The organism is Thermosynechococcus sp. PKX82, from assembly GCF_031583255.1.
In the GTDB taxonomy this organism is placed as follows: domain Bacteria; phylum Cyanobacteriota; class Cyanobacteriia; order Thermosynechococcales; family Thermosynechococcaceae; genus Thermosynechococcus.
On the sequence record NZ_CP134169.1, the window covers coordinates 1,095,032 to 1,120,010 of the forward strand.

At 54.2% G+C, this 24,979-nt stretch carries 24 protein-coding genes; 11 read left to right on the plus strand and 13 right to left on the minus strand.

Annotation, left to right across the window (positions count from 1 at the left end):
- Positions 1 to 32 precede the first annotated feature (32 nt).
- From RHH53_RS05165 to RHH53_RS05185, 5 genes are all read right to left on the minus strand, one after another.
- Positions 33 to 590, minus strand: coding sequence for a methanogen output domain 1-containing protein (locus RHH53_RS05165; protein ID WP_302679025.1), 558 nt, complete (start codon positions 588 to 590; stop codon positions 33 to 35).
- A gap of 151 nt (positions 591 to 741) precedes the next feature.
- On the minus strand, positions 742 to 1,206 hold the full coding sequence (locus RHH53_RS05170; protein WP_310744190.1) for a PAM68 family protein: 465 nt from the start codon (positions 1,204 to 1,206) through the stop codon (positions 742 to 744).
- Between the two features lie 5 nt (positions 1,207 to 1,211).
- Positions 1,212 to 1,481: a 30S ribosomal protein S15 gene (gene rpsO / locus RHH53_RS05175; protein ID WP_310744261.1), complete on the minus strand. Its 270-nt coding sequence runs from the start codon at positions 1,479 to 1,481 to the stop codon at positions 1,212 to 1,214.
- 106 nt (positions 1,482 to 1,587) lie between these two features.
- The gene (locus RHH53_RS05180; RefSeq protein WP_206201356.1) at positions 1,588 to 2,628 is read right to left on the minus strand and encodes a LysR family transcriptional regulator; all 1,041 of its coding nucleotides are present in this window, start codon (positions 2,626 to 2,628) and stop codon (positions 1,588 to 1,590) included.
- A gap of 194 nt (positions 2,629 to 2,822) precedes the next feature.
- Positions 2,823 to 2,975: a hypothetical protein gene (locus tag RHH53_RS05185; protein WP_310438438.1), complete on the minus strand. Its 153-nt coding sequence runs from the start codon at positions 2,973 to 2,975 to the stop codon at positions 2,823 to 2,825.
- A gap of 22 nt (positions 2,976 to 2,997) precedes the next feature.
- On the opposite strand from RHH53_RS05185, the gene RHH53_RS05190 reads away from it, so the two are divergent.
- Together RHH53_RS05190 and RHH53_RS05195 are read left to right on the plus strand one after the other, a co-directional pair.
- Positions 2,998 to 5,175 (plus strand): CHASE2 domain-containing serine/threonine-protein kinase, encoded by a 2,178-nt coding sequence (locus RHH53_RS05190; RefSeq protein ID WP_310744191.1) that lies wholly within the window; start codon positions 2,998 to 3,000, stop codon positions 5,173 to 5,175.
- Positions 5,172 to 5,432, plus strand: a complete 261-nt coding sequence (locus tag RHH53_RS05195) for a FeoA family protein (protein ID WP_310744192.1) — start codon at positions 5,172 to 5,174, stop codon at positions 5,430 to 5,432. Before RHH53_RS05190 ends, RHH53_RS05195 begins: the two co-directional genes overlap by 4 nt.
- Here the strand turns inward: RHH53_RS05195 and RHH53_RS05200 are convergent.
- The 5 genes from RHH53_RS05200 to RHH53_RS05220 form a co-directional block, all read right to left on the minus strand.
- Positions 5,415 to 7,046, minus strand: a complete 1,632-nt coding sequence (locus RHH53_RS05200) for a CTP synthase (protein ID WP_302676581.1) — start codon at positions 7,044 to 7,046, stop codon at positions 5,415 to 5,417. The two genes, RHH53_RS05195 and RHH53_RS05200, sit on opposite strands and share 18 nt — an antisense overlap.
- Positions 7,047 to 7,125: 79 nt before the next feature.
- Positions 7,126 to 7,470 (minus strand): helix-turn-helix transcriptional regulator, encoded by a 345-nt coding sequence (locus RHH53_RS05205; protein ID WP_206201360.1) that lies wholly within the window; start codon positions 7,468 to 7,470, stop codon positions 7,126 to 7,128.
- A gap of 117 nt (positions 7,471 to 7,587) precedes the next feature.
- Positions 7,588 to 9,273 carry a B12-binding domain-containing radical SAM protein gene (locus tag RHH53_RS05210; protein ID WP_206201361.1) on the minus strand — a complete coding sequence of 562 codons (1,686 nt, stop codon included), beginning with the start codon at positions 9,271 to 9,273 and terminating at the stop codon, positions 7,588 to 7,590.
- Positions 9,274 to 9,342: 69 nt separating this feature from the next.
- The gene (gene cpdA, locus RHH53_RS05215; RefSeq protein WP_310744193.1) at positions 9,343 to 10,128 is read right to left on the minus strand and encodes a 3',5'-cyclic-AMP phosphodiesterase; all 786 of its coding nucleotides are present in this window, start codon (positions 10,126 to 10,128) and stop codon (positions 9,343 to 9,345) included.
- Between the two features lie 62 nt (positions 10,129 to 10,190).
- On the minus strand, positions 10,191 to 11,129 hold the full coding sequence (locus RHH53_RS05220) for a DMT family transporter (RefSeq protein ID WP_399364969.1): 939 nt from the start codon (positions 11,127 to 11,129) through the stop codon (positions 10,191 to 10,193).
- 245 nt (positions 11,130 to 11,374) lie between these two features.
- Here RHH53_RS05220 and RHH53_RS05225 point away from each other — a divergent pair, with 245 nt between their 5' ends.
- The 4 genes from RHH53_RS05225 to RHH53_RS05240 are packed head-to-tail and all read left to right on the plus strand — an operon-like array spanning position 11,375 to position 16,345.
- Entirely contained in the window at positions 11,375 to 13,285 is a 1,911-nt protein-coding gene (locus RHH53_RS05225) for a hypothetical protein (RefSeq protein WP_310744194.1), read from the plus strand.
- A gap of 53 nt (positions 13,286 to 13,338) precedes the next feature.
- On the plus strand, positions 13,339 to 15,147 hold the full coding sequence (locus RHH53_RS05230) for a proline--tRNA ligase (protein WP_302679031.1): 1,809 nt from the start codon (positions 13,339 to 13,341) through the stop codon (positions 15,145 to 15,147).
- Positions 15,144 to 15,773 carry a methyltransferase domain-containing protein gene (locus RHH53_RS05235; RefSeq protein ID WP_302679032.1) on the plus strand — a complete coding sequence of 210 codons (630 nt, stop codon included), beginning with the start codon at positions 15,144 to 15,146 and terminating at the stop codon, positions 15,771 to 15,773. Before RHH53_RS05230 ends, RHH53_RS05235 begins: the two co-directional genes overlap by 4 nt.
- Entirely contained in the window at positions 15,770 to 16,345 is a 576-nt protein-coding gene (locus RHH53_RS05240; RefSeq protein ID WP_302679033.1) for a hypothetical protein, read from the plus strand. The genes RHH53_RS05235 and RHH53_RS05240 overlap by 4 nt, the downstream gene beginning before the upstream one ends.
- On the opposite strand, the gene murA is transcribed toward RHH53_RS05240, so the two are convergent.
- The gene (murA, locus tag RHH53_RS05245) at positions 16,301 to 17,620 is read right to left on the minus strand and encodes a UDP-N-acetylglucosamine 1-carboxyvinyltransferase (RefSeq protein ID WP_206201368.1); all 1,320 of its coding nucleotides are present in this window, start codon (positions 17,618 to 17,620) and stop codon (positions 16,301 to 16,303) included. The two genes, RHH53_RS05240 and murA, sit on opposite strands and share 45 nt — an antisense overlap.
- Positions 17,621 to 17,749: 129 nt before the next feature.
- On the opposite strand from murA, the gene RHH53_RS05250 reads away from it, so the two are divergent.
- The 4 genes from RHH53_RS05250 to aroB all read left to right on the plus strand — a co-directional run bounded on the left by RHH53_RS05250 (position 17,750) and on the right by aroB (position 23,420).
- Positions 17,750 to 18,181 carry a hypothetical protein gene (locus RHH53_RS05250; RefSeq protein WP_310744195.1) on the plus strand — a complete coding sequence of 144 codons (432 nt, stop codon included), beginning with the start codon at positions 17,750 to 17,752 and terminating at the stop codon, positions 18,179 to 18,181.
- A 163-nt stretch (positions 18,182 to 18,344) separates the two neighbouring features.
- Positions 18,345 to 20,945 (plus strand): glycogen/starch/alpha-glucan phosphorylase, encoded by a 2,601-nt coding sequence (locus tag RHH53_RS05255; RefSeq protein ID WP_206201370.1) that lies wholly within the window; start codon positions 18,345 to 18,347, stop codon positions 20,943 to 20,945.
- Positions 20,946 to 21,001: 56 nt separating this feature from the next.
- Positions 21,002 to 22,267 (plus strand): AmpG family muropeptide MFS transporter, encoded by a 1,266-nt coding sequence (locus RHH53_RS05260; RefSeq protein ID WP_206201371.1) that lies wholly within the window; start codon positions 21,002 to 21,004, stop codon positions 22,265 to 22,267.
- A gap of 46 nt (positions 22,268 to 22,313) precedes the next feature.
- Complete coding sequence (gene aroB / locus RHH53_RS05265; RefSeq protein WP_206201372.1) at positions 22,314 to 23,420, plus strand: 3-dehydroquinate synthase; 1,107 nt, start codon at positions 22,314 to 22,316, stop codon at positions 23,418 to 23,420.
- On the opposite strand, the gene RHH53_RS05270 is transcribed toward aroB, so the two are convergent.
- Positions 23,417 to 23,650: a hypothetical protein gene (locus RHH53_RS05270; protein ID WP_206201373.1), complete on the minus strand. Its 234-nt coding sequence runs from the start codon at positions 23,648 to 23,650 to the stop codon at positions 23,417 to 23,419. The two genes, aroB and RHH53_RS05270, sit on opposite strands and share 4 nt — an antisense overlap.
- A 257-nt stretch (positions 23,651 to 23,907) precedes the next feature.
- On the opposite strand from RHH53_RS05270, the gene RHH53_RS05275 reads away from it, so the two are divergent.
- Positions 23,908 to 24,342: a hypothetical protein gene (locus RHH53_RS05275; RefSeq protein WP_206201374.1), complete on the plus strand. Its 435-nt coding sequence runs from the start codon at positions 23,908 to 23,910 to the stop codon at positions 24,340 to 24,342.
- Here the strand turns inward: RHH53_RS05275 and nusB are convergent.
- Entirely contained in the window at positions 24,321 to 24,959 is a 639-nt protein-coding gene (gene nusB, locus RHH53_RS05280) for a transcription antitermination factor NusB (RefSeq protein ID WP_310453421.1), read from the minus strand. The two genes, RHH53_RS05275 and nusB, sit on opposite strands and share 22 nt — an antisense overlap.
- Positions 24,960 to 24,979 lie beyond the last annotated feature (20 nt).

Here is a 24,979-nt window from a genome sequence, read left to right on the forward strand (position 1 = left end):
TAACCCCGCCGGAATGTAAGGACTTGACTGGCTTAGACTGACTCAATGCGATAGTATTCTCGCCCCTTGGCCGCTGAGGCCGCAGCAGTAGGTTGGGTATAGATCACCACGTGGCACCCTTGATCCCCATTGGCGATCGCCTTTTCAATACAGACCTTGGCATAGCCCAAATGGTGCGCCACAATCACGCCAAACACATTTGAGGTCATCATGCACAACGAGGGATGACCCACCACGCCACTGCCAAGGGGGCAACGCTGATTCCCTAAGATAATACGTTCCTCATCCTGCTCAATCAGGAAAAATCCCCCTTCAATGCGATTTTTGAGATCCACAAGAATTTGGGCAACCGTCTTGGCATCAAGGGGGCGATCGCCAAGGGCTTGAGTGTAGAGAGCGTTGATTTGATTGCCCATTTGCTGCCCTACAAGGGCAATAAACCCAGAGGCATCATCGAGACCCACGACATCTTCTAGCGTCTCCGCTACCAACCCCAGCAAATTTTGCAGAAAGCTCGAGGACTGTAGGCTGATTTGCAGATTCCCTATCTCTATGGGAGTCTCAACAGGGGACGGTTCAGTGGCTGTCATGGGTAGTGCCCTCAGGGAACGGCGGTTAAGCGACCCTCACTGCCCGAGTGTATAGTAAATAAATCGAGAAAAGCAACTGGAATTCATCAAGAATTCTTTATACTTTTTTGATTTTTTAATCAGAAGCTGCTCCTCGTCTCAAGGGGTGCGCTCACTCGGCATTTTGCGATCGCTGAGCCTGATAGGCCTGCCAACTCTCGACCACACGACCAAAATTGGTGCGAAACTCTCGCCAGCCGAGCCAACTTCCCTGCTCGTGCTCATCCCAAGACGCAGAAAGAATGCCATAGCTCAGTCCCAGCGCCCCAAGGCCAAACAGGCCTAAGCTAACGATAACCACTGCCACATTGGGCAACTTGAACCAGCCCTCGTGGACGACCAAATAGCTCAGGGGAAACGTCATCAATCCCAAAAGCGTGGGGGTACCGCAGCAGATTGCCATCCGGGTAACCATGCGTTGGCTGACAATTTCTGGAATGCCTGTACTTTTTTTGGCTGGCTTGGCTGGGGATTTTGGGGTATTAGAACGGACGGCTGCGGCAGCAGGAGCTTTGCCAGGCTTGGTTGCTCCTTTTTTCTTTTTAGGCTCAAAAGGCAGATCCGACCGTTTTGCCATTGTCTTTAACCCCGAATTCCTAGACGTTCAATGAGTTGGCGATAGCGCTGGGCATCGTGGCGATGGATATAGGCCAGTAGCCGCTTGCGACGGCCAATAATTTTCAGCAGTCCTCGGCGAGAGGCGTGATCTTTTTTATTCGCCTTGAGATGCTCAGAAAGCTGCTTGATCCGCTCCGTGAGGATGGCAACTTGGACATCCGCAGAGCCAGTATCGGTACCGTGGATCTGGTAGGTGTTGATGATTTCTTGTTTAATGTCGTGTTGCAGGACCATGGTCATCAGTTATGAACAGCGCGATCTATTATCATACTCCGATCTTTTGAAATAATAAACTCTCCTGAGCGCGACTATTCTGCCTGTTGGCTGCCACTGCGTCGCCCTAAGAATTACTGACATTGGTGCTGTTTTCCTCAAGGGGGGCGATCGTCAGCAGTTCCTTAAGGGGTTTTTCACTATCGGAGATGGGGGACTTGGCCGTTGTCAGTTCTGTATCAATGGCAAAGGTGGCAAATTGGGTGAGAATTTCACGGCAGAAGACCTCGGCTGCCCGCGATCGGTAGCGATTGGGATTGGTAATCAGTGACAGGGTGCGTTTCACCACCACATTTTCGATACCCATCCGCCGTAGGCTCCCCAGTTGTAACTCCTTCTCAATGGCGGAAATGGAGACAAAGGCAGCCCCCAAGCCCGACTGCACGGCGTTTTTAATGGCCTCAATGGAATTCAGCTCCATCTCCACCTTCAGGCGGCGAGGGTCAATGTTGGCGCGCTGCAGTACCTGATCAATCACCTTGCGAATGGTGGATTGGGCATCGAGAGCAATAAAGCCCAGCTTGTACAAGTCTTCTTTGGTGAGGGTTTCGGCACTAGCCAAGGGATGATCCACGGGTAAGACCAGTGCCAGTTCATCCTCAGCATAGGGGGTGACGGTAATTTGCTCGCTGAGTTCTGAGGGAACTTCACCACCAATAATTGCCAGATCAATTTGACCGTTGACCAAGCTCCAGCAGGTGCGGCGGGTGGAATGCACATGCAGTTGAACAGCGACTTCGGGATATTTGCTGCGAAACAGGCCAATCATGCGGGGCATCAGGTAGGTGCCGGTGGTTTGGCTGGCTCCAATGATCAATGTCCCCCCCTGCAATTTTTGTAAGTCTTCGATGGCACGGCAGGCTTCATGGCACAGGGAGAGAATTTGATCGCCGTAAGCCAGTAGGAGTTGTCCGGCTTCGGTGAGTTGGGCACGGCGTCCCCCGCGGTCAAATAGGGGAACATCCAGTTGGCGCTCAAGGTTTTGCACCTGTAAACTCACTGCGGGTTGGGAGACGTAAAGGCTGTCAGCGGCTCGCTTAAAGCTTCCTTCGAGGGCGATCGCCTTCAGGATGCGCAATTGATCAAGGGAAAAGGGCAGTTCGGACATAGGCATTGAGGCCATAGGCGTGCCACTAAGAGGCGTTTTTCTGAACTTATCAGGAATCATGCCCAATTGATATCTATCCCCGCACAAGAAGGCTGAGTTTGGCGTGCCAATGATGCAAAATAGCACATCTGAAACCTATTGTAAGGGTTCAGTTTCCCCCGCGCGATCGCTGACTTTTGTTACATGTTGTTACATTATTGCGCTGGGGAGCGATCGCCATCTAGCACCAAGAGAACAGTGACCTCTATTGGCTGTATATCCCGTTGCTCATCCCCTAGCAGCAGCGGAAAGGGAAGATGGCGGTTCGCTAAAATCGGTCTAGCGATGCTCTCAAGGCGCCGCTGCACAATTGCGCGAGGAGTTGAAATCGTGCCCTACCCTTGGCCAAAATGGCTGCCGATGCCGGTTGTTGCCACCACACTGGGAGTAGCCGCTGTGGTGATCGGTGTGCGCCAACTGGGACTGCTTCAGCCGTCGGAACTGAGTCTGTATGACTTCTATGTGCGATCGCAACCCGCCCGTGACCCTGATTCGCGTATCCTGACGGTGCTGGTAACGGAGCAGGACATCCAAGCCCAAAAAACGTGGCCCCTGCCGGATGCTACCGTTGCCGATCTCCTCACCCGCCTCAATGCCGCTAGCCCGCGGGCCATTGGCTTGGATATTTTCCGCGATTTGCCCCACCCCCCCGCCCACGACGCGCTGCAAAACATGATTCGCATCAACCCGCGCATTATTCCAGTGTGCAAATCAACGGGGGAAACAGCGGAGCAACCCGAAGTGCCGCCACCACCCAGTATTCCCGCAGCACAGGTGCCAGAGCGAGTGGGCTTTGCCGATATCCCCCTCGATAATGATGGTGTCATTCGCCGCAATCTATTTGTGATCAGCAATCCTAAGGCGCAGCGGTGTACAACGCCCTTTTCCTTTGCCCTGATGCTGGCACTGCGCTACCTAGAACAAGACCCCGCTCAGACTATCAAACTCGATGACAAGGGTTTGACGCTCAATGATGTGCATTTTCCCCTCCTCAGCAGCGATGCCGGTGGCTATGTGGGGGTGGACGATCGCGGCATGCAAACCCTGCTGAAGTACCGCTCACGCACCGCAGTGGGGCCAACGGTTTCCCTAACGGATGTACTGACTGGACGAGTGAGCGAAGACCTGATTCGCGATCGCGTCATTTTGATTGGGGTGTCTGCGCCGAGCATCAAGGATATTTTCCTCACCCCCTATAGCGGTAGTGATGCCGTGACGCAGCAAATGCCGGGGGTGGTTGTTCATGGCCAGATGGTGAGTCAATTCCTGAGTGCGGCCCTCGACGGCGAAAGTCCCATTTGGTATTGGCCGCTGCCGGTGGTGCTTGGCTGGATTCTGCTGTGGGCTGGGGTGGGCAGTGTCCTTGGCTGGTGGTTGCGGCAACCGCTGTGGTTGGGGGGCGCGGTAGTGGGGGGACTCATTGTCCTTTTCGGTGGCGGCTTTGGCATTTTTGTGATCGGGAGTGGCTGGATTCCCGTGGTGCCGCCGGCGATCGCCCTGGTGCTCAGCAGTGTCGGCATGGTTGGCTATGTGAGTTATCAAGCGCAGCAGGAGCAAAAATCTTTCCAAGAAAAAGTACAGGAACAGGAAAAAGCCTTGGCGCTGTTGCGATCGCTGATGGCCGAGGATACGGCAGCCCTCAATGCAGCCCTGCGAGAACCCACAGAAATTACCGGCAAACCCCGTTCTCTCCTCAGTGGTCGCTACAAAATCCAAAAAGTCTTGGGGTCAGGGGGCTTTGGCCGCACCTATTTGGCTCAGGATACCCAGCGACCGGGGAACCCCCTCTGTGTGGTCAAGCATTTGCGACCGGGACGCACCGATGAGCGCTTTATGCAGGTGGCGCGACGGCTCTTTCATACCGAAGCAGAAATCCTTGAAAAGTTAGGACGCCACGATCAAATTCCCCTCTTGCTGGCCTATGTTGAGGAAAATCAGGAATTCTATCTAGTGCAGGAGTTTATTGATGGTGCTTCCCTAAGTGAGGAGCTGAAACGCAAACACACGGAAGCCGAAGCCACCCAAATCCTACGGGAAATCTTGGAAGTGCTGAGTTTTGTCCACAGTCACTATGTGATTCACCGCGATATTAAGCCCGACAATATTATTCGCCGTGCCAGCGATCGCAAGCTGGTGCTGATTGACTTTGGAGCGGTGAAACAAATTCAACCCCAAGAAGTGAAGCAAACCCAAGGGAGCACCGTGATTATTGGCACAATGGGCTACGCCCCCCCCGAACAACTCTCTGGACAGCCCACCCTCAGCAGCGATATTTACGCTGTGGGTATGATTGTGCTGCAGGCTTTAACGGGCATTAAACCCCGCGACCTTCCCCGAGACCCCCGCACGGGTGAAGTGGATTGGCAACAGTGCGTTACAGTCAGTGAGCGGCTAGCGGCAGTGCTAAATAAAATGGTGAAGTTTAACTTTAGCGATCGCTATCCCTCCGCCAAGGAAGCCCTTCAGGACGTGCGGCGCTTGGGAACCCCTGCTGCATCTGTTTCATGAGGCGGTCTGTGTTGCTGTCTGAACTGCCCCTTGGGACGCTGGCACGCATCACTGCCATTGAGGGAACCCCCGCTTGGCAACGCCGCCTTGCAGCCGTGGGATTGACGGTCGGCCAAACCGTCACCCTGTTGCGTCGTGCCCCCTTCAGTCAAACCTTGGCCGTACGGGTGGGTGCCCTGACCGATGTGGCCATACGGGCAACAGATGCTAGCACTATCCTTGTGGAACCGCTACGAAATCTAGAGGCTTGGGACTAACTGGGCATCCTCACGGTTAGAATCCTTGGCTGCTGCTGCCAGCAAACCGTAAAAGAGAGGATGAGGCGCATTGGGACGGGAACGAAACTCGGGGTGAAACTGCACCGCAATAAAGAAGGGGTGAGCCGGATACTCGATAATTTCTACTAAGCGGCCATCAGGCGAGGTGCCCGTAATTTGATAGCCCGTTTCCAAAAAAAGGCTGCGATAGGCATTATTAAACTCGTAGCGATGGCGGTGCCGCTCGTAGATGACCGTCTCCCCATAGAGCTTTTCGGCAAGGGAATTGGGGGCTAGGCGGCAGGCATACAAGCCCAAGCGCATCGTTCCCCCCAAATCCACAATGTCCTGCTGTTCGGGCAACAGGTGAATCACGGGATGGGGGGTATTGGCATCAAACTCAGCACTGTTGGCATTTTCTAAGCCCGCAATATGGCGTGCCCACTCAATGACGGCACACTGCATCCCCAAGCACAGCCCTAAAAAGGGAATCCCCTGCTCACGGGCGTACTGAATAGCCGCAATTTTCCCTTCGACCCCGCGGATGCCAAAGCCCCCCGGCACAACGATGGCCGCCACATTGCTGAGGGCATTTTCCACCCCGTTTTCAACCACTTCCTCGGAGTTGACCCAGCGGATCCGTAGTTCTTGATCAAGGGCGATCGCCGAGTGCCGCAGGGCTTCCACCACCGAAAGATAGGCATCACTGAGGCGGACATATTTGCCCACAATCGCCACCTCTAAGGGGGTATGGGAACGGTAGAGCCGCTCCACCAGAGCCTGCCACTGACTGAGATCCGGTTGCCGTTGCTCCAAGTTCAAAAGACTCAAAACTTGGGTGGCTAACCCTTCGCGCTCAAGCAGCAGGGGCACTTCATAAATACTTTTGGCATCCGGCGAGGGAATGACACATTCCACAGGAACATCACAAAATTGGGAGAGCTTTTCTTTAATGCCGGGGACAAGGGGGCGATCGCAACGACAGATCAGAATATCCGGCTGAATCCCAATGGAGCGCAATTCCTTCACCGAGTGCTGGGTGGGTTTGGTTTTCATTTCCCCTGCCGAGGGAATCCAAGGCACCAAGGTTACATGCATAAACAGCACATGGTGCCGCCCCACCTCCGTGCGAAACTGACGGATGGCCTCTAGAAAGGGCAGCGACTCAATATCGCCAACGGTTCCCCCAATTTCAATGATCACCACATCGGGGTTTTTGTCCTTCGCTACCCGCAGAATGCGTTCTTTAATCTCATTCGTAATGTGGGGGATGACCTGCACTGTTCCCCCCATATAGTCGCCGCGTCGCTCTTTGTTAATCACCGCTTGGTAAATGGATCCCGTCGTGACGCTATTGAGGCGGGACATGGGGGTATCCGTAAAGCGCTCGTAGTGCCCCAAGTCCAAATCCGTTTCGGCACCATCGTCGGTGACAAACACTTCCCCGTGCTGGAAGGGACTCATCGTGCCTGGATCCACATTGATGTAGGGATCCAGCTTGAGAATTGACACGGAATACTGCCGCGATTTCAAGAGGCGGCCCAGACTGGCGGCAACAATTCCCTTACCAATGCTGGAGACAACACCGCCGGTCACAAAAACATATTTCGTCATTGCTAAATGCTAGTGGTGAGCCGCAAAGGGCATACTCGTAACACGTACGCCACTATTCTCGCATATTGGGGCATGGCGCCTAGGAGAAATTGTGCACCAATTCCTTGACCATTTGGGATTGCTCTTCAATCCGCTGCTTCAGCCGCTGACACACCAGATCACACAGCGGAAAGATCGTCGGGTCAGCAATTTCGTAATAGACGGTAACCCCTTGGGGCTGGCGCCGCACCAGACCTGCCTGAGCAAGGGTTTTCAAGTGCTTTGAGACATTGGCCTGCCCCAAGCCCGTTTCCTGAATAATCTCCGAGACATTGCGTCGTCCCTGTTTCAGGGCACAGAGCACTTGCAGCCGACTCGGTTCCGCCAGCACTTTGAAATAGTCGGCAACGTGGACGAGTAACTCAGGGGAAGGGAGATCAACCATAGGGGATATCGCACACTAGAGACACAGATCAAGATAACTTAGCTTAATGATTCTATTATATGACTGTACAGTAAATAAAGCAGCCCACCCTAGGGATGGGGAATGCTGCGAGGAGCGTTAGCGCAGCTTCACTGGCAACTTGATGGCCGATTTGGGTGAGGTGGCCGTTGTGTTTTTTTGCCGTAGCCGTTGGGCATAGAAGGACGCCGCCTCATCACCACGGGCACATTCTTGGGCAAAGTTAATCAGATGATGCCCCACCACACCCACGTGGATCACTTGTTCAATTTGGCCTTTTTTCAGGGCCGGCCCTGCCAGTTTCCAGAAGGTCTTGCGGTAGCTGCCCCAAAGCCCCACGTGCCAGAGGAGATTTTTCATGATCCGCAGTCCCCGCAGGATATTTTCGCGGCTGAGGCGAGCTGGGCTATTCGGCACTGCAATGCGGTTGGGATAGGTGTGTTCCATTTGATAGGCAAACCGCTCGTAGAGAAATTCGGGTTCATAGGCCGTTGTGATGGTGCGGCGCCACATTTCCACCACCTCTTCGTAGGGCATGAGGAACTCAACATTGGACTCGCGGTTTTCATCATGGTTGAGGCGACCTTCTGCTTCCAGCCGGCGCCAGAGAGGCGTACGCGGTAGAGCGTGTAGCAGGTTAATTGTCAGAGTGGGAATGTGGGAGGCGCGAATAAACTCAAGGATGCGATCGCCCGTTTGGGGGGTATCGGTATCAAAGCCAATAATGATCCCAGAAACCACTTCCATGCCGTAACGATTGAGGGTTTGCACCGCCTGCAAAATCGGCATACTTAGATTTTGATCCTTGTGGATGGCGTGGAGGGCTTCAGGTTCCGGGGTTTCAATGCCACAGAAAATGGTACAGAAATAGGCCTCCCGCATCATTTCTAGGAGTTTTGGGCTTTGGGCAATGTTCAGGGTCGCTTCGCAGGCAAATTGCAGCGGGTAGCCATTGGCCCTTTGCCAGTGAATGAGGTGCGGCAGTAATTCGGTCACCGCGCGGCGATTGCCAATAAAGTTATCGTCAACGAAATAGACCGCCCCCGGATTCCCAGAAGCCAGCATTGTATCCAGTTCCTTGAGGATTTGCTGCGGCGTTTTCAGGCGCGGATTGCGGCCATAGAGTTCGGGAATATCACAAAACTCACAGCGAAAGGGACAGCCACTAGAAAACTGCACACTGCCGAGGAAGTAATTTTCCATGCGCACGTGCTGGTAGGCAGGCACAGGAAATTCACTCAAGGGTAACCGTGCCGTGGTTTCAAAGATCAGTTGTTGGGGCGGGCGCTGGCTACCGTACTCGTCAAAGTAAGCAATCATTTTATCGGTGGCATCCCCCAGTTCCCCTAGGTGGAGAATATCCACATCGGGATAGTATTCCGGACAACTGGAGACTGAAGGCCCGCCGAGGGCAGTGAGTTTACCGTGACGATGGGCAATGTCGTTGATTTCTAAAATTTGTGGCCGCTGAATGTGCATGCCGCTAGTAATGACAATATCAGCCCAAGCATAGTCAGCATCGGTTGCTGGCCGTACATTTTCATCAATCAGGCGCACTTCCCAAGATTCTGGAAGATAGGCGGCCACCAACAAAATCCCTTGGGGTGGCATAAAGGCGCGCACCGTGCCCATGAGGGGGTAGGCGTGGTGAAAGGTGCCAAAGGAGCGGCTATAGCGGGGGAAAATGCAGAGAATACGGCGATGATTGCGGGGGGTATAGGGGACTCGACCACTGGTCATCTCGGGAACCGGTTTAATCTCATCGGTGCTCCGACTGAGGTTCATAGCCCACCACTCCTACCTACACGCACTTTTCAATAGGTATAGCCTACAAATGTGGCTATCGCCTAGGTTTTAGTACCCTTTGGCACTAAAGTCCAATGTGAGGGGAATCTCAACCCGCTCAATGTGGGTTCTAAAGGTGCCATCGGGGTATAACGACAGATGACGAAAACCGGGACCAATGGGTTCAAGGGAAAATTCAGGGGCGCGAGGCAAAAACTGGATACAGGTGGAGGGGCAGCCGAGATACATTACCCCTTGCCGCTCGGTGGCAAATTCCTGATGAATATGGCCAAAGAGGACAAGCTTCACCTGCGGATGGCGATCCAACACAGCAAAAAGGTGCTCAGGGTTTTGTAGGCGGCTACTATCAAGCCATGGGGCACCGGTCTCAAAGGGGGGATGGTGCAGGGCAATGAATGTGGGGCGATCGCCCCCGCGACTCAAGGTTGCCTCTAGCCAGCTTAAGGTTTCAGGACGCAATTCACCATGGACTTTGCCATCCGCTTGGGAACTGAGGAGCAGGCCTTGCCAAGTCCCAAGATTGATCTGGCGATCGCCCCTCAGCGGCGGACGTTCCAGCGCCGGCAGCATTACCCTTGGTTCATCATGGTTACCGGGAATCCAATATACGGGACAGGTAAAGTCCCTGAAAGCAGTGGCCAAACGGTCGTAGGTGGTGGCAAGGGGTTCCTGTGCCAAGTCTCCCGTCAACAGCAGGGCAGCAGGGGCATGACGGTGAATTACCCCTAAAACAGCAGCTAGGGATTGAGCCGTGGGCAGGCCAAGGAGTCTGCCTTCATCTGTGGCAAATAGATGCAGATCTGATAACTGGATCAGGTGAAAGGGATCATTCATAGACTTGCTGGGGTGTGGGGACGCTGGGCAGGAAACTGACCTATTTGACTGAGGTTAATCGACTACTTTTGATCGACTACTTTAACGCTGACCGAAGTTGCCGATTCCCGCAAGCGGGCGGGTAAGGGGAGTTGTTGCCACCACCGCCCAAGCACTTGGCGCTGATTGATGATGTAAATGCTCATGAGCGTTAGCCCCACCCCCACCAACTGAACCTGACTCAGGGTTTCCCCTAAGAACCAATGCCCAAAGGTGAGGGCAAATACTGGGGTGAGAAAGGTCAGGGCACTGAGACTAGTCAGATTCCCCTTGGCAGCGAAATAGAAAAAGACACCGTAGGACAGGGCACTACCGAAGAGGGTGGCATAGCCCAAATTAAAGACATCCGGCCACTGTAGAGCCGCCCAAGGTGCTGGGGTATTCAGGCTCGGCAAGAGCAAGAGGGGCAACCCGCCCAAGACCATGTGCCAGCCGGTAGCCACAACGGGATCCGCATAGCGTGCCAAGGGACGCATGAGAATGGTTCCCACGGCCATTGAGAGGGCAGCCAACAGCATCCACAGTTCACCTCGCTGCCACCACTGTCCCCAAGGAATACCTTGCCATGCGCTGGGTTGATGGAGCAACGTCAAGAGATCATCGCCTAGACCAATACCACTAATGCCCACTAAGCCAAGAAATAACCCCAGCCAGCCCCAGCCGCCAACGCGCTCTTGATATAGCCAGCGGGACAGCAATGCCACCGCAAGGGGTTGGGAGTCAATCATGACAGAACCCAGCCCGGCTCCCGTTTTTGCTAAGCCAGTGGCCAGAAACCCCTGAAATAAAAAGCCATCCACAAGGGCAAAAAGACTAATCCATCCCCACGCCCGTAAGCTATTGGGTTGGGGCTTACCGAGGGCGATCGCCACCGCTAAAACCAACAGGCCTGCGGGCACAAGGCGCACACCGGCAACCCACAGCGGCGAGGTATGGGGCATCACCTCTTTCATGGCCACCATGGCAGTTCCCCAAAAGAAAAAGGGGGAAATTAAAATCAAGCGTTGCCAGAGTGCGGTCACAGGCGTTGCAAAATCAGGAGAAATGTTAAGGATTATTGCGATTCGTATCCTTAAATTATAATCCTGCCGTGGGAAACGGCAACTTCAGGAGGGAATTGCCAAGTTGATTTGCTATAACAAGTTCTAACGACCTCCCTAGCATCCTAGGGAAATTGCAGGCAGTGGGTGAGGAGCCGCAGCAGGAAATGAAAGCACTAGAGGTTTGGCAACGGTGGTTCCGGCGGGTTCCTAAGTCAGCGGAGCTAGCGATCGCCCCTGCGGTAACAACAGCTGTTGAATCTATTCCCTCCCGCTGGCAAACCTACCGCCAACGACTCATGGCATATGAGGGGTGGCCTTGGCTCATCCCCTTTTTAATCTCCGGCGTAACCCTGATGACCGCCAGTGCTTGGCTATTGGTTTTACCCCCCTTGCCCGATTGTCGTCACTCCGGCCTCGTCATGAGCGATGGCGATCGCCTCTACTGTGCCGATCAAGCCGCCCTCCACGGCAACTTACCCTCTCTGGCTCAAGCCATTGAAACCGTCAGTCAGTGGCCCGAAGATCACCCCCTTTTTCCCCAAGCAAAGCGGCGTGTGGATGAATGGTCAGCCGCCCTACTCGTGATTGCCCGCCAACAGTTGAGCCAAGGCAATATTGATCTGGCAACGCTGCTCCTGAAAAAAATCCCCACCACCGCAGCGAGCTACTCCCAAGCTCAAGAGCTACTGACCGCAACGAATGTGGGAGAAGGGGGAAACTTGTTGGCCACGGCAGAGGCGGCGCTGCGCCAGCAGGACTGGGGGTTGGCATTACTGCAAGTGAAACTGATGAACCAGTTGGGCACCGACTACTGGCGCGAACAGGCACAAAAGCTCTCGGTGCGTATCTCCCAAGAACAGGATGCGTGGGTGCAATTGGTGCAGGCACGGGATTTGGCGGCTTGGTTAACAGCCAATGAACTGGCCGAGGCGGTCATGCTGGCTCTGCAAATTCCCCCCGAGGCGGTTGTTTATTCCCAAGCCCAAGCGGATATTCGCCGTTGGATTCCTGAAGTGTTTGTGTACGCTGAAGAACGCTTAACGGCCGGTGATCGCGAGGGTGCCCTAGCACTGATTGAAAAAATTGCCCCCGCTCTCGATGTGTCCTACCACGATCGCCCGATTGTCATCTTGGGGCAGGCCAAAGCCCTTGCGGCCAAGGGAACGGTTTTGGGCTACTGGGAAGCGATCGCCCGCGTGCAGCAGATTCCCACCACGGATCCCTTCTATGAATCGGCTCAGGCCTACCTCAAAACATGGCAGCAGCAGTTGCGCAACCAGCAGCATCTTCAGTGGGCATCGTGGCTCGCCAATTCTCATCTGCGCTGGGGGTATGCCTTGGCCATTGCTCAAGCTCGGCAGGTGCCCCTTGGTCAGCCGGAACGGGGTCAAGCCCAAGGTTTGATTGCCCTTTGGCAGCGGGATCTGCGTACGATTAATGAGCAGCCCTTGCTCCATGCGGCGATCGCCCTCGCAGAACAGAAACAGTATCAGGCCGCCCTAGGGGTTCTGCAATACTTCCCCAGCAATGCTGTGCTTGCTTCTGTAGTGGCCAACTACCGCAACGAGTGGCAGGAAAAACTGGAAGAAATTGAGGATCGTCCGATTCTGGATCGAGCGATTCGCTTGGCACGGGAAGGCAAACTAGAGGAAGCCATTCAAACCGCTGAGCAAATTGGTCGCGATCGCGCCCTCTACCGTGAAGCTCTCAATCGCATCTGGCAGTGGGACTATGAACTCAGTGTGCGCCAACGGCAACAGGCAGCACCCACGCCCGCTTGGTGGGAAAGCCCCCCCAGTACTCCTGAAAGGACTTCTGAACCAGTCACCGAACCAGAATCAGCTCCGCCAGCAACACCAAGGACTTCTGAACCAGTCACCGAACCAACATCAGCTCCGCCAGCAACACCCACGCCAGAGGCTGCTACCCCTGCACCCACCCCTGAGGCATCTCCCACCCCTGAAACCACGGTTACCCCTGCCAGACCTGCACCGACACCTGAAGCCACTGCTGCCCCGACGCCGACACCTGTTCAACCGCCAGCAGCGGATCCCGAACCAATGGCTACCCCCTAGCGATCGCTGGTCATCGTAAAATAGAGGCTCTGTGCAGTATCGGTAGCCCAGCTATGCGTCTCTCGCAAATGCTTTTTGTCACGCTTCGCGATGATCCAGCGGAAGCAGAAATTCCCAGCCACAAATTATTGCTGCGGGCGGGATATATTCGGCGGATTGCCAGTGGTATCTATAGCTATCTGCCCTTGATGTGGCGAGTGCTGCAAAAAGTGAGCGCCATTGTCCGTGAGGAAATGAACCGCAGTGGTGCTTTGGAATGTTTGCTGCCGCAATTGCAACCCGCTGAACTGTGGCAAGAGTCGGGACGCTGGGACACCTATACCAAGGCCGAAGGGATTATGTTTTCCCTCACCGATCGCGCTGAGCGGCAGTTGGGACTAGGGCCGACCCATGAAGAGGTCATCACCACCCTCGCTAAGGACTTGATTCGCTCCTATCGTCAGTTGCCCGTTCACCTGTACCAAATTCAAACAAAGTTCCGCGATGAGATTCGCCCGCGATTTGGTCTGATGCGGGGACGAGAATTCATTATGAAGGACGGCTACTCCTTCCATGCCGATGTGGCCAGCCTCAAGGAAACCTATCAGGTGATGTACGACACCTATAGCCGTATTCTTCAGCGCTGTGGCCTGACGTTTCGAGCCGTGGAGGCGGATTCGGGTGCCATTGGCGGATCGGGATCCCATGAGTTTATGGTGCTGGCTGCCGCTGGCGAAGATGAAGTGCTCTATACGGCTGACGGCCAATATGCCGCCAATGTGGAAAAGGCCGTTTCGCTGCCCCCTGACGCGGTGCCCACAACTTACAAAAAGGTGGCGACACTAGATACCCCCAATACAGCAACCATTGATGCCCTTGTTGAGCACTTGCAGTGCCATCCGACGCAAATTGTCAAAAATGTCCTCTATCGAACGGTTTTCGATAATGGGCGGGTGGGTCTGGTGTTGGTGAGTATTCGCGGCGATCAAGAGGTGAATAGCGTCAAGCTGCACAACACCCTCACTTCCCTTGCGCCCAACTACGGGGCAACGAAATTGCTGGATCTGCGGGTGGCGGATGCCAATACCGCCCAAGAGTGGGCAGCCACCCCCATTCCCTTTGGTTACATTGGCCCTGACATAGAGGACGGCGTTATTAAAGCCGATCCCCAGATCATTCCCCACTGGATTCGCATTGCCGATCACACCGTAACGGAGTTAAAGCGGTTTATTACAGGAGCCAATCGCGATCAACAGCACCGTGTCGGTGTCAATTGGGGCAAATCCTGTCCATTACCGGCCATTGTCGCCGATGTTCGCAAAGCCCAAGCCGGCGATCGCGCCTGCCACGATCCAACACAGCACCTAGAGACCGCCCGTGGCATTGAAATTGGCCATATTTTCCAGTTGGGGACAAAGTACTCTGAGGCAATGAAGGCCACCTACACCAATGAACAGGGGGAAGAGGTGCCACTGGTGATGGGCTGCTATGGCATTGGGGTTTCCCGCTTGGCTCAGGCGGCGGTGGAGCAGCACCACGATCCACAGGGCATTATTTGGCCGCTGGCGATCGCCCCCTATCAAGTGATCATTGTCGTTCCCAACATCGAGGATGGGCAGCAAATGCAGGTGGCCACTGACCTCTACGATCAGCTTCAGGCGGCAGGAATTGAGGTGCTCTTCGACGATCGCGATGAGCGGGCAGGGGTGAAATTCAAAGATGCGGATCTCATTGGCATTCCCTATCGCCTAGTGACGGGGCGGGCGATCGCCAATGGTGAAGTGGAACTCGTGATCCGCGCAAGCGGTGCCAAATCCACCCTCCCTATAAGCGAAGTTGTTCGTTATCTTCAAAAGGAGATTGCTCAGCAGTTAGGTCGATGATTCTCAATCCCTACCAGCGCACGAAACTGGATAGCCGCAGCGATGATCTCTTTTACGCGGCACCGCGCTTTGTTACCCACGTGGATGATTTCTTTCTTGCCCGCCTCACGGATCTCTACCGCCAATACTTAAAGCCACAACTGCGGGTTTTGGACTTAATGAGTAGTTGGGTGTCCCATCTACCACCAGAGCTATCCTTTGCGGAAGTGGTGGGCCATGGGATGAATGCGGCGGAGCTAGCCCGCAACCCCCGCTTGGATCGTTATTTCGTTCAGAATCTTAATGAAGAGTTGGCCTTGCCCCTAGAGGATGCCAGTTTTGATGCCGTCTTGATGGCGGTGTCGGTGCAGTACCTCCAGTATCCTGAGGCCACTTTTACAGAAATTGCCCGTATCCTCAACCCCCAAGGGGTGGTCATTGTCAGCTTCTCGAATCGCATGTTTTTTGAGAAGGCGATTCAGGCGTGGCGCGAGGGTACCGAGGGCGATCGCCTGCGCTTGGTGCAAACCTACATTGATAGCATTCCCTCCCTCAAGGTGGTAGAAACTCAGCTGCCCCGTCGCTGGCCTTGGCTGGGATTCACCGATCCCTTCTATGCTGTCGTGGGTCAAAAGCAGTCGGCGTGATGGTCAGAGGAGGCATCTATGAGCAGTTTCGCGGTGCCCTCCTTGGACTTCTGTGGGGCATCGCTAAAGAGGATATCTATCTAGCCCAGGCACTGCCCCACCAATGGTTAACCCCCAACCAAGGGGAGTGGCCCGTTCAGCTGCCGCAGTTGTTGGCATCATGGGATCAACCTTTGATCTCAGTCCCCGCGGCGTTGCAGGAGATTCAGACCCTGCTCCATGAATACCTCGCGGCGGCTTGGGCACCTGAGCCTTTGGCCGTACCTCTAGAGAGAGGAGAGGTGATCCGCTATGCCTTGGCGATCGCCCCGTGGGACTTAGAATTAGCCCATGAAATTGTTATCAAGCAGCAACCCAGTGCTGGTCTTCTCTTAAGCTGTCTTTTTGGTGCCTATTGGGGGGCATTAGCCTTACCCCTCAGAGCTTGGGAGTATTGGACGCCGACAGTGGCTGCAGTGCTGGGGAACGTGATGATGCAATGGACAGGGGGTATGGGAACCGAGATGGCACTTGCCCCCAAGGACGGACTAAAACACTGGAGAAGGGGCTGTACTCGGAACATAACGCTCTAGCTGTGCACCCAAACCCCGCAGCTTGGCTTCAATTTGCCAGTAGCCCCGATCTAAGTGCTGCAAGCCATAGACGTGGGTTTCGCCGTGGGCAGCCAGTCCAGCAACGACTAAAGCCGCTGTGGCACGCAAATCCGTACCTGTTACCGGTGCACCCGAAAGATAGGGCACCCCTCGGATGGCAGCGTGATTTCCCTTGACGCGAATGTCGGCGCCCATGCGATTGAGTTCAGCCACATGGCCAAAGCGATTTTCAAACACCGTTTCGCTGACTAAACTATTCCCCTCACTGATGGCCAGCAACGTCATCATCAAGGCCTGCATATCCGTGGGAAAGCCAGGGTAGGGCAGCGTTTCAATGTCGGTGGCACGATAGCGCTGCGCAGGGGTAAAGCGGACACGGGTGGGATCGGGAAATTCAATCCTCGCTCCCATTTCTTCCAGTTTGGCAACCACAGGTGTTAGGTGACTGGGAATGACCGGTGCCAATGTAATGGCCGAGCGGGTGACGGCAGCCGCCAAGAGAAATGTGCCCGCTTCAATGCGATCGGGGATAATTTCGTATTCAGTGCCGTGGAGGCGATCGACCCCAACAATGGTAATCGAATTGGTGCCTGCCCCATAGATTTTTGCCCCCATGGCGATACAGAAGTTGGCCAAATCCACCACTTCCGGTTCTTGAGCGGCATTTTCAATCGTGGTTTCCCCCTCGGCAAGGGTGGCGGCCATCATCAGGGTTTCCGTTGCACCAACGCTGGGATAGTCCAAATAGATGCGGGTTCCCTTCAGTTTGGGGGCACTGGCGGTAACAACACCGTGGTCAATCGTGACTTCGGCTCCCATCGCTTGCAGACCGCGCACATGCAGTTCCACCGGACGAGCGCCAATAGCGCAGCCGCCGGGCAAGGGAACACGAGCAATCCCCAACCGTGCCACCAATGGACCAATGGCAAAGAAACTCGCCCGCAGTTGGCTGACCAAACTATAGGGGGGATCATTGGTATTTAATTCCGTGGCATCAATGGCGATCGCTTCACTACCGAGGCGGTGTACCTTGACCCCCAATGCCTGTAAAATTTCCCCAAGGCGACGAATATCCGCTAAGTCAGGCACTGCACGAAGAATGGTTGTATCCGCTGCTAAGAGTGCCGCCGCCATCAAGACTAATGCTGAATTCTTGGCTCCGCTAATCCTCACCTCCCCCGATAACCGATAGCCCCCCTGAATCTTGAGGTGTGCCTGCTCTGTGGTCAGCGGCGTTGCGGTCGAGGTTAGCATATTTCACTCTCACAGCCAAAAGAATTCCAAGCGATTATATCCTATCAGTGCGAATTTTATGCAAAGATCAGTATTAACAAAAGAGGGACAAATGCACGCCTGTTGTTTTGCAAATAATTTAAGGATTGGATGGAACACCAAAACCTCAGCGATTTACTGCGGCAAGAGGCAGCTAAACAGCGTCAAGCGCCCAGCAAGCGGAGTCGACACCAGCCCACCAAGGCAGAACTAGAGCAAGAACTGGCCGCCCTCAAAGCAGCGTTAGCAGCGGCAGAAGCTGAGAAAACCGCTCACAGTACCCAGATAGAGCAACTGCAACAGGAAGTGCAAAGGTGGCGCGATCGCGCCCAAGCCCTCGAAACTGAGCTTCAGAACCTCCAAACCCGCCATCAGACCCTAGAAGCCGAATTTGAAGAGGCCAAAGAAGTCATTCGCCAACTCACGGCGCCTCAGCCCTACCGCTTTGAGGATGTGGGATTTAAACCCCTTGTTAATGAAGTTCCCATCCCTAATCCCAATGCCTCTCCCCTTGGGGATGCGGAAATTGGTTGGTTTGATTAGGGATTGCCCAAGGGATTGGCAGACTCTTTGAGAAGATTAAAAAAATGTAAAGGCAGATAAATCAATTATTAAAATTCCCGCAGCGGTAGTCTAATGTACATTTCACAAATCTGTATTAGCCTTAAGTTAAGTGATTGCCGATTCCTTCAGAGCTACAGGTTGCATGAATAATTCCGCCACGCCCAACGGTCATCCTGTTCATTCAGTTTCCCACACCAACCCTACTGCCAACGACGAACACTGCGATTTGTATATCGAGAGCGATCGCACAGGGATGACCGTGCAAACCCTGAAGCGCGCCTTTGTTGATAACCTGCACTACATCCAGGGCAAGGATGCCATGTTTGCCACGCCCTACGATTACTTCATGGCACTGGCCTACACGGTGCGCGATCGCCTGCTGCATCGACGGATTAAAACCGCCCAAACCTATTTTGAGCAGGATGCCAAGGTGGTCTATTACCTGTCGGCAGAGTTTCTCATTGGTCGCTTGCTTCTGAATAATCTGATTAACGTCGGCCTCTATGAGCAAACCAAACAGGCCATGACCGACTTTGGCTTAGATCTCAATGAACTCATGGATCGCGAACCTGAACCAGGCTTAGGAAATGGCGGCCTAGGACGGTTGGCGGCTTGTTTCCTCGACTCCTTAGCCACCCTCGAAATTCCCGCTGTTGGCTACGGCATTCGCTACGAGTATGGGATTTTCGAGCAAATCATCACCAATGGCTGGCAGCACGAAGTCCCCGACAACTGGCTGCGCTTTGGCAACCCTTGGGAGATTGCCCGCCCCGACTACAATGTCGAAGTTAAGTTTGGCGGCCACACCGAAGCCTACACCGATGTCCAAGGGCACTACCGCGTGCGCTGGATTCCCAGTACCACCGTCTTGGGCACCCCCTACGATACACCAATTCCAGGCTATGGCAAAAATACCGTCAATACCCTGCGCCTTTGGAGTGCCCGCGCTGCTCAGGATTTTAATTTACAGGTCTTCAACGCCGGCGACTACACCCAAGCGGTCTCGGAAAAAACCTTTAGTGAGAATATCTCGAAGGTTCTTTACCCCAACGACAACACTCCCCAAGGCAAGGAGCTGCGCCTGCGGCAACAGTATTTCTTTGTCTCCTGTTCGTTGCAGGACATTATTCGCCTTTACCTGCGGCGGCACACCAGCTTTGATGCCTTCCCCGACAAAGTAGCCATTCAGCTCAATGATACCCACCCCGCCATTGGGGTGGCTGAACTGATGCGATTGCTGGTGGATGAGTACCAACTCCCGTGGGAAAAAGCGTGGGACATTACCCAGCGCACTTTTGCCTACACCAACCATACCCTGCTGGCGGAAGCCCTTGAACGCTGGTCGGTGGAACTTTTTGCGCAACTACTGCCGCGCCACCTTGAAATTATTTACGAGATTAACTACCGCTTCCTCAACGAGATTCGCCAACGCTATCCCGGCAACATTGCCCGCTTAGCACGCATGTCCTTGATTGAGGAAGGTCATCCCAAGCAGGTGCGCATGGCGCATTTGGCCTGTGTCGGCAGCCATACGGTCAACGGGGTCGCCGAACTGCACACAGAGCTGATCAAGCAGGAGCTGATGCGGGACTTCTACGAGATGTACCCCAACAAGTTCCAGAACAAAACCAATGGCATTACCCCCCGCCGTTGGCTATTGATGAGTAATCCCCGCTTGGCCAGTCTGATTACCGAAACACTGAAGAGCGATCGCTGGATTACCCACCTTGAAGACCTGCGCGGCCTAGAACCCTACGCCACGGATCCCGCCTTTCAGGCCAAGTGGCAGCAAATCAAGCAAGCCAACAAAGAACGCCTAGCGGAGTACATTTGGCGCCACAACCAGATTGAGGTGGATCCCTATTCCCTGTTTGACATTCAAGTGAAGCGGATCCATGAGTACAAGCGGCAGCACTTGGCGGTGCTCCACATTATTACCCTCTACGAACAAATCAAGGCCAACCCCAGCATTGACATTCAGCCGCGCACATTTATTTTTGGCGGCAAGGCAGCCCCCGGCTACTTCATGGCCAAGATGATCATCAAGCTGATCAATGCGGTGGGGGATATGGTCAACCATGATCGGGATGTCAATGGCCGTCTGCGGGTCGTGTTCCTCAGTAACTATTCCGTTTCCCTTGGGGAAATGACCTATCCTGCGGCTGATCTTTCAGAGCAGATCTCCACCGCTGGTAAGGAGGCCTCCGGCACCGGCAACATGAAATTTGCCCTCAATGGTGCCCTGACGATTGGTACTCTGGATGGGGCAAATGTGGAAATTCGCCAAGAGGTGGGGGCAGAGAACTTCTTCCTCTTTGGTCTGACGGCGCAAGAGGTAATGAGCCTGAAAGCTGAGGGCTACAATCCCTGCGAGTACTACAACAGCAACCCAATGCTCAAGAAAGTGATTGACAGCCTGATTTCCGACTACTTCAATCCACGTGAGCCGGGGCTATTTGAACCGATTGTCAGTTCCCTGCTCAACGAAGATCCCTATATGCTGTTGGCGGACTACCAATCCTATGTGGACTGTCAGCAACGGGTTGCCCAAGCCTTCCGCGAGAAGAGCCACTGGACACAGATGTCTATTCTTAATGTGGCGCGCATGGGCAAATTCTCTAGCGATCGCACGATTGCGGAGTACTGCAAAGACATCTGGCACGTCAAACCCGTCCCCGTTTCCCTAGATACCTGTCGGCCCGCTTTTCGCCCCAGCCGCATCAGTCAAGCCAGTAGTCTTTAGGTGACTGCCCCTTTTGCTCTACACTAGGGCAAGTCTCAAGCAGGGAAACGACATGAATGGCGGGAATCGGCGCAGCTCTACGGGTGTTTCAAAGTCGCAAAATGGCAGCACTGCTCTTGCTGGGCTTTTCCTCAGGGTTGCCCCTGTTTCTCACCAGCCGAACACTGCAAGCATGGATGACCGTTGAGGGCATTGACTTGACCGCTATTGGTCTCTTTAGCCTCGTGGGGTTGCCCTACTCATTGAAGTTTCTCTGGTCTCCCTTACTGGATCGCTATACGATTCCCTTTTTGGGACGGCGGCGGGGCTGGTTACTGCTCATTCAGGTGCTCCTCTTGGGGGCGATCGCCCTAATGGCGGTACAGGATCCCAGTACGAGCCTACGGCTATTGGCAGTGAATGCCTTCGCCATTGCCTTTTTGAGCGCCAGCCAAGATATTGCGGTGGATGCCTATCGTGCCGATGTCCTAGAACCCCTTGAAATGGGGGCGGGTGCAGGTATTTACGTCCTTGGCTATCGCATTGCGCTCTTGGTCACGGGTTCCCTAGCCCTGATTCTTGCCGATCAACTGCCTTGGCCCGTGGTTTACGTCCTGATGGCGCTGCTGATGCTCGTGGGCATGGTCACGACCCTTTGGGCACCGGAACCCGAAGTCCATCCCCCGGCTCCTCCTTCATTGGCACAAGCAGTGATTCGCCCCTTCCTTGATTTTTTCCAGCGCTACGGCTGGGGAACAGGGCTGATTATTCTGCTCTTTATCTGCCTCTACCGCTTGGGGGATGCGCTCACAGGGAACATGATGACCCCTTTCCTGTTGCAGCAGGGCTTTAGCCAAACCCAAATTGGTGCGGTGCAAGGGGGTGTCGGGCTGATTGCCACCATTGTTGGTGCCCTTGCCGGCGGGGCGGCCATCAGTCAAATCGGTATTCACCGTGCTCTTTGGATCATGGGGGGATTGCAAGCTTCTAGCAATGTCTCCTACTTTGTTTTGGCCAATGCCGGTGCCAATCCAACGGTGATGGTGGCCGCCATTAGTATTGATAACTTCTGTGCCGGACTGGCGATCGCTGCTCTGACGGCTCTTTTAATGAGCCTCTGCAACCCTCAATTTAGCGCAACGCAGTATGCCCTGCTCTCTAGCCTTTTTGCCTTTAGTCGAGACGTGCTAGCAGCCCCTGCGGGCAAAGCGGCAGAGATCATGGGGTGGCCGCTCTTTTTTCTCTTTACAATTGGCGCTGCCTTACCCGCACTTCTCCTCCTGCCGTTTTTTGCCCCTTGGCAAGCGAAGCCGGCCTTTCCCCGCCCCGGCAGTGATGACTGAAAATACTTAAAAATACTTAATGTAGTTGTCCCCAGCAAATCCGACAATGACGACGCTGATTCCCGTTCCCCTTGGTGAGCACGCCTACCGAATTGCCATTGGTGCCAACACACGGCGGCAGTTGCCTGCACTGTTGGCTGAATATACGCCCTTGACGCCGAAAGCCCCTGCCCTCATCGTTTCCAATCCGCAAATTTGGCGGCACTACGGCACGGATGTGCAAGAGGCATTAACGCAAGCGGGCTGGCAAGTCACCCCCTGTATTCTCCCAGCAGGGGAACGCTACAAAACCCTCAGAACCGTTGAAAAGATTTATGATGCTGCCCTGAGTCAGCGTTTAGAGCGGGGTTCTACGCTCTTTGCCCTTGGTGGTGGCGTCATTGGCGACATGACTGGCTTTGCGGCGGCGACTTGGCTGCGGGGGATTGCCGTGGTTCAGATTCCCACCAGTCTCTTGGCGATGGTGGATGCGGCGATTGGTGGGAAAACAGGGGTGAACCATCCCCAAGGCAAAAATCTCATTGGAGCCTTTCATCAACCTCGTCTTGTGGTCATTGATCCCGATGTTTTGGCAACCCTGCCCCCCAGAGAATTCCGGGCTGGTATGGCAGAGGTGATTAAGTATGGTGTGATTTGGGATACTGAGCTGTTTGATTTGTTGAGTCAGCTGCCGCGTTTGGATCGCATGGCTGCTGTGCCTGCTGAGCAGTTGCTTCAAATCCTACAGCGTTCCTGCCAAGCGAAGGTGGATGTGGTTAGCAAGGATGAGCGCGAAACCGGACTGCGGGCCATTTTGAATTACGGGCACACCATTGGCCATGCCCTTGAAAGTATGGGCAACTATCGCCTTTTGAATCACGGCGAGGCTGTGGCCATTGGCATGATTGCCGCTGGGGAACTGGCGGTGGCCTTGGGGTACTGGTCAGCAGAAGCCGCCGCTGCCCAACGGGCATTGATTCTCAAGGCAAAGTTGCCGACCACAATCCCGGCTTACTTTGATGTGGAGGGACTGCTGGCACTGCTACAGCATGACAAGAAGGTTCAGGCGCAACAGGTGCGATTTATTCTCCCCACCGCCATTGGCCATGTGGACATTTTTGATCAGGTACCGACCGACTTGATTCGGGAGACACTCCATCGCCTCCAAGCCTAGCTAGGGGGCGCCGTATCTAGCAGCGCTTTTTTGGTTGCTTTCAGTTCTTGCCAAAGGCGTTTAATTTGCTCATAGGCTTCCTGAGGGGAAAGCTTGCCACTGTTTTCGAGACTGGAAATGTAGCTCACTCGGGTCGCAAACTCCTGTAAGTTGGCATCAAATAAAAAGTTTTCGGGTGTAAACTCACCGTGGTAACGGCTGTAGGGATGTAAAAATTCGTATTTATTCATTGCTTACCTATCCTTTTTCTCAGGGGTTAACCTATTCTTAACTTCATTTTAACCATTTTCTCTCGGATAACTGTAGCTGCCGCAACAAAACAGTGATCTTGCTGGGGGCAAAACGGCGCTTTGTTAACAACTATGGGCAAAAGATTAAGCATTATTAACTTTGATTGATCAAATAAAGGAGACTTATCACACTACATATACGAGAGTGATCCCTTGCGATCGCCAGATATCAATGCTGTGATTTAGGAAATGGATAAATGATGCACGGACTCTCCTTGGCTCCCCGTTATCGCTTAGATGATGTTGATCCTTGGCTTCTGGGAATTGATCCCAGCCGTCATTACTGGCTGCAAGTCAATGGGGATCCCCAGCAGCGGGTGGCCATTCCGGGGGTATGTGTCCAGAGCATCTCGGAACTACGGGAAATTATGGAGGCGGTGCGATCACTCCTACCGGGGCAGCAGTTGCAAATTCAGCGAGCAGCCACCTGTTTAGAAATTCACTGCGTGGCTGAAAATCTCTTGGCGATCGCCCACCCTGTTGCCGGTGCCCCTGTTTGGCATCTCTTTGATCGCGAAACCCTCGAAAGTTTAGTGATGAGTGCCCATCCCCACTGGCAATGTCGGCCTGAGGATGTGGAATTGGGGCGGCAGCAATTGTGGCAGTCGTTTCAGTTACCAGTGGCCGCTTGAGCCGTGTCAAGGGCCTCACTGATCCGCCGCAGCACACCATTGATAAAGCGATGACTACCTTGGTCGCTGTAGCGTTTGGCCAGTTCGATCGCCTCGTTGATGGCCACTGGCTTGGCCACGTCAAGATAGCGCATCTCTGCGACGGCCATTTCAATAATGGCGCGATCTAAGTGCGTCAGTCGCTCCAGTTGCCAATCCACCATTGAGCGATTCACCAGTTCTTGAATCTCCGTTTGGTGTCGCTGCAAACTGCGCAGTAGGGCGATCGCGTAGGCTTGAACTTCCTCTTGATGGGCAAAGTAGAGAATTTCGGGTAAATCGAGGGCAGCACCTATTTTGTTCAAGCCCTTTTCCGCCCGCTTGAGGGCATCTTGAAGCACCATCTGTGCCTTTTCGAGGTGGGGCAACTGAAACTCGCTATGGTTGAGCAGTCGCTGACTTTCACTGAGTTCAGTGCCGGCCTGTTCGAGGGTATCGCGCACATCACTCGCCAGCGTCCGTACCGCCATCAGGATCAAGCTGCGGCAGTCACTTTCATCGAGCAGTTTCGGTTGGCGTAACACTTGAGCGGCACTGAGCAACGCCAATTCACGGGCAACACGACGAGCAGTAATCATGGGTAAATCCTCAAAAACGA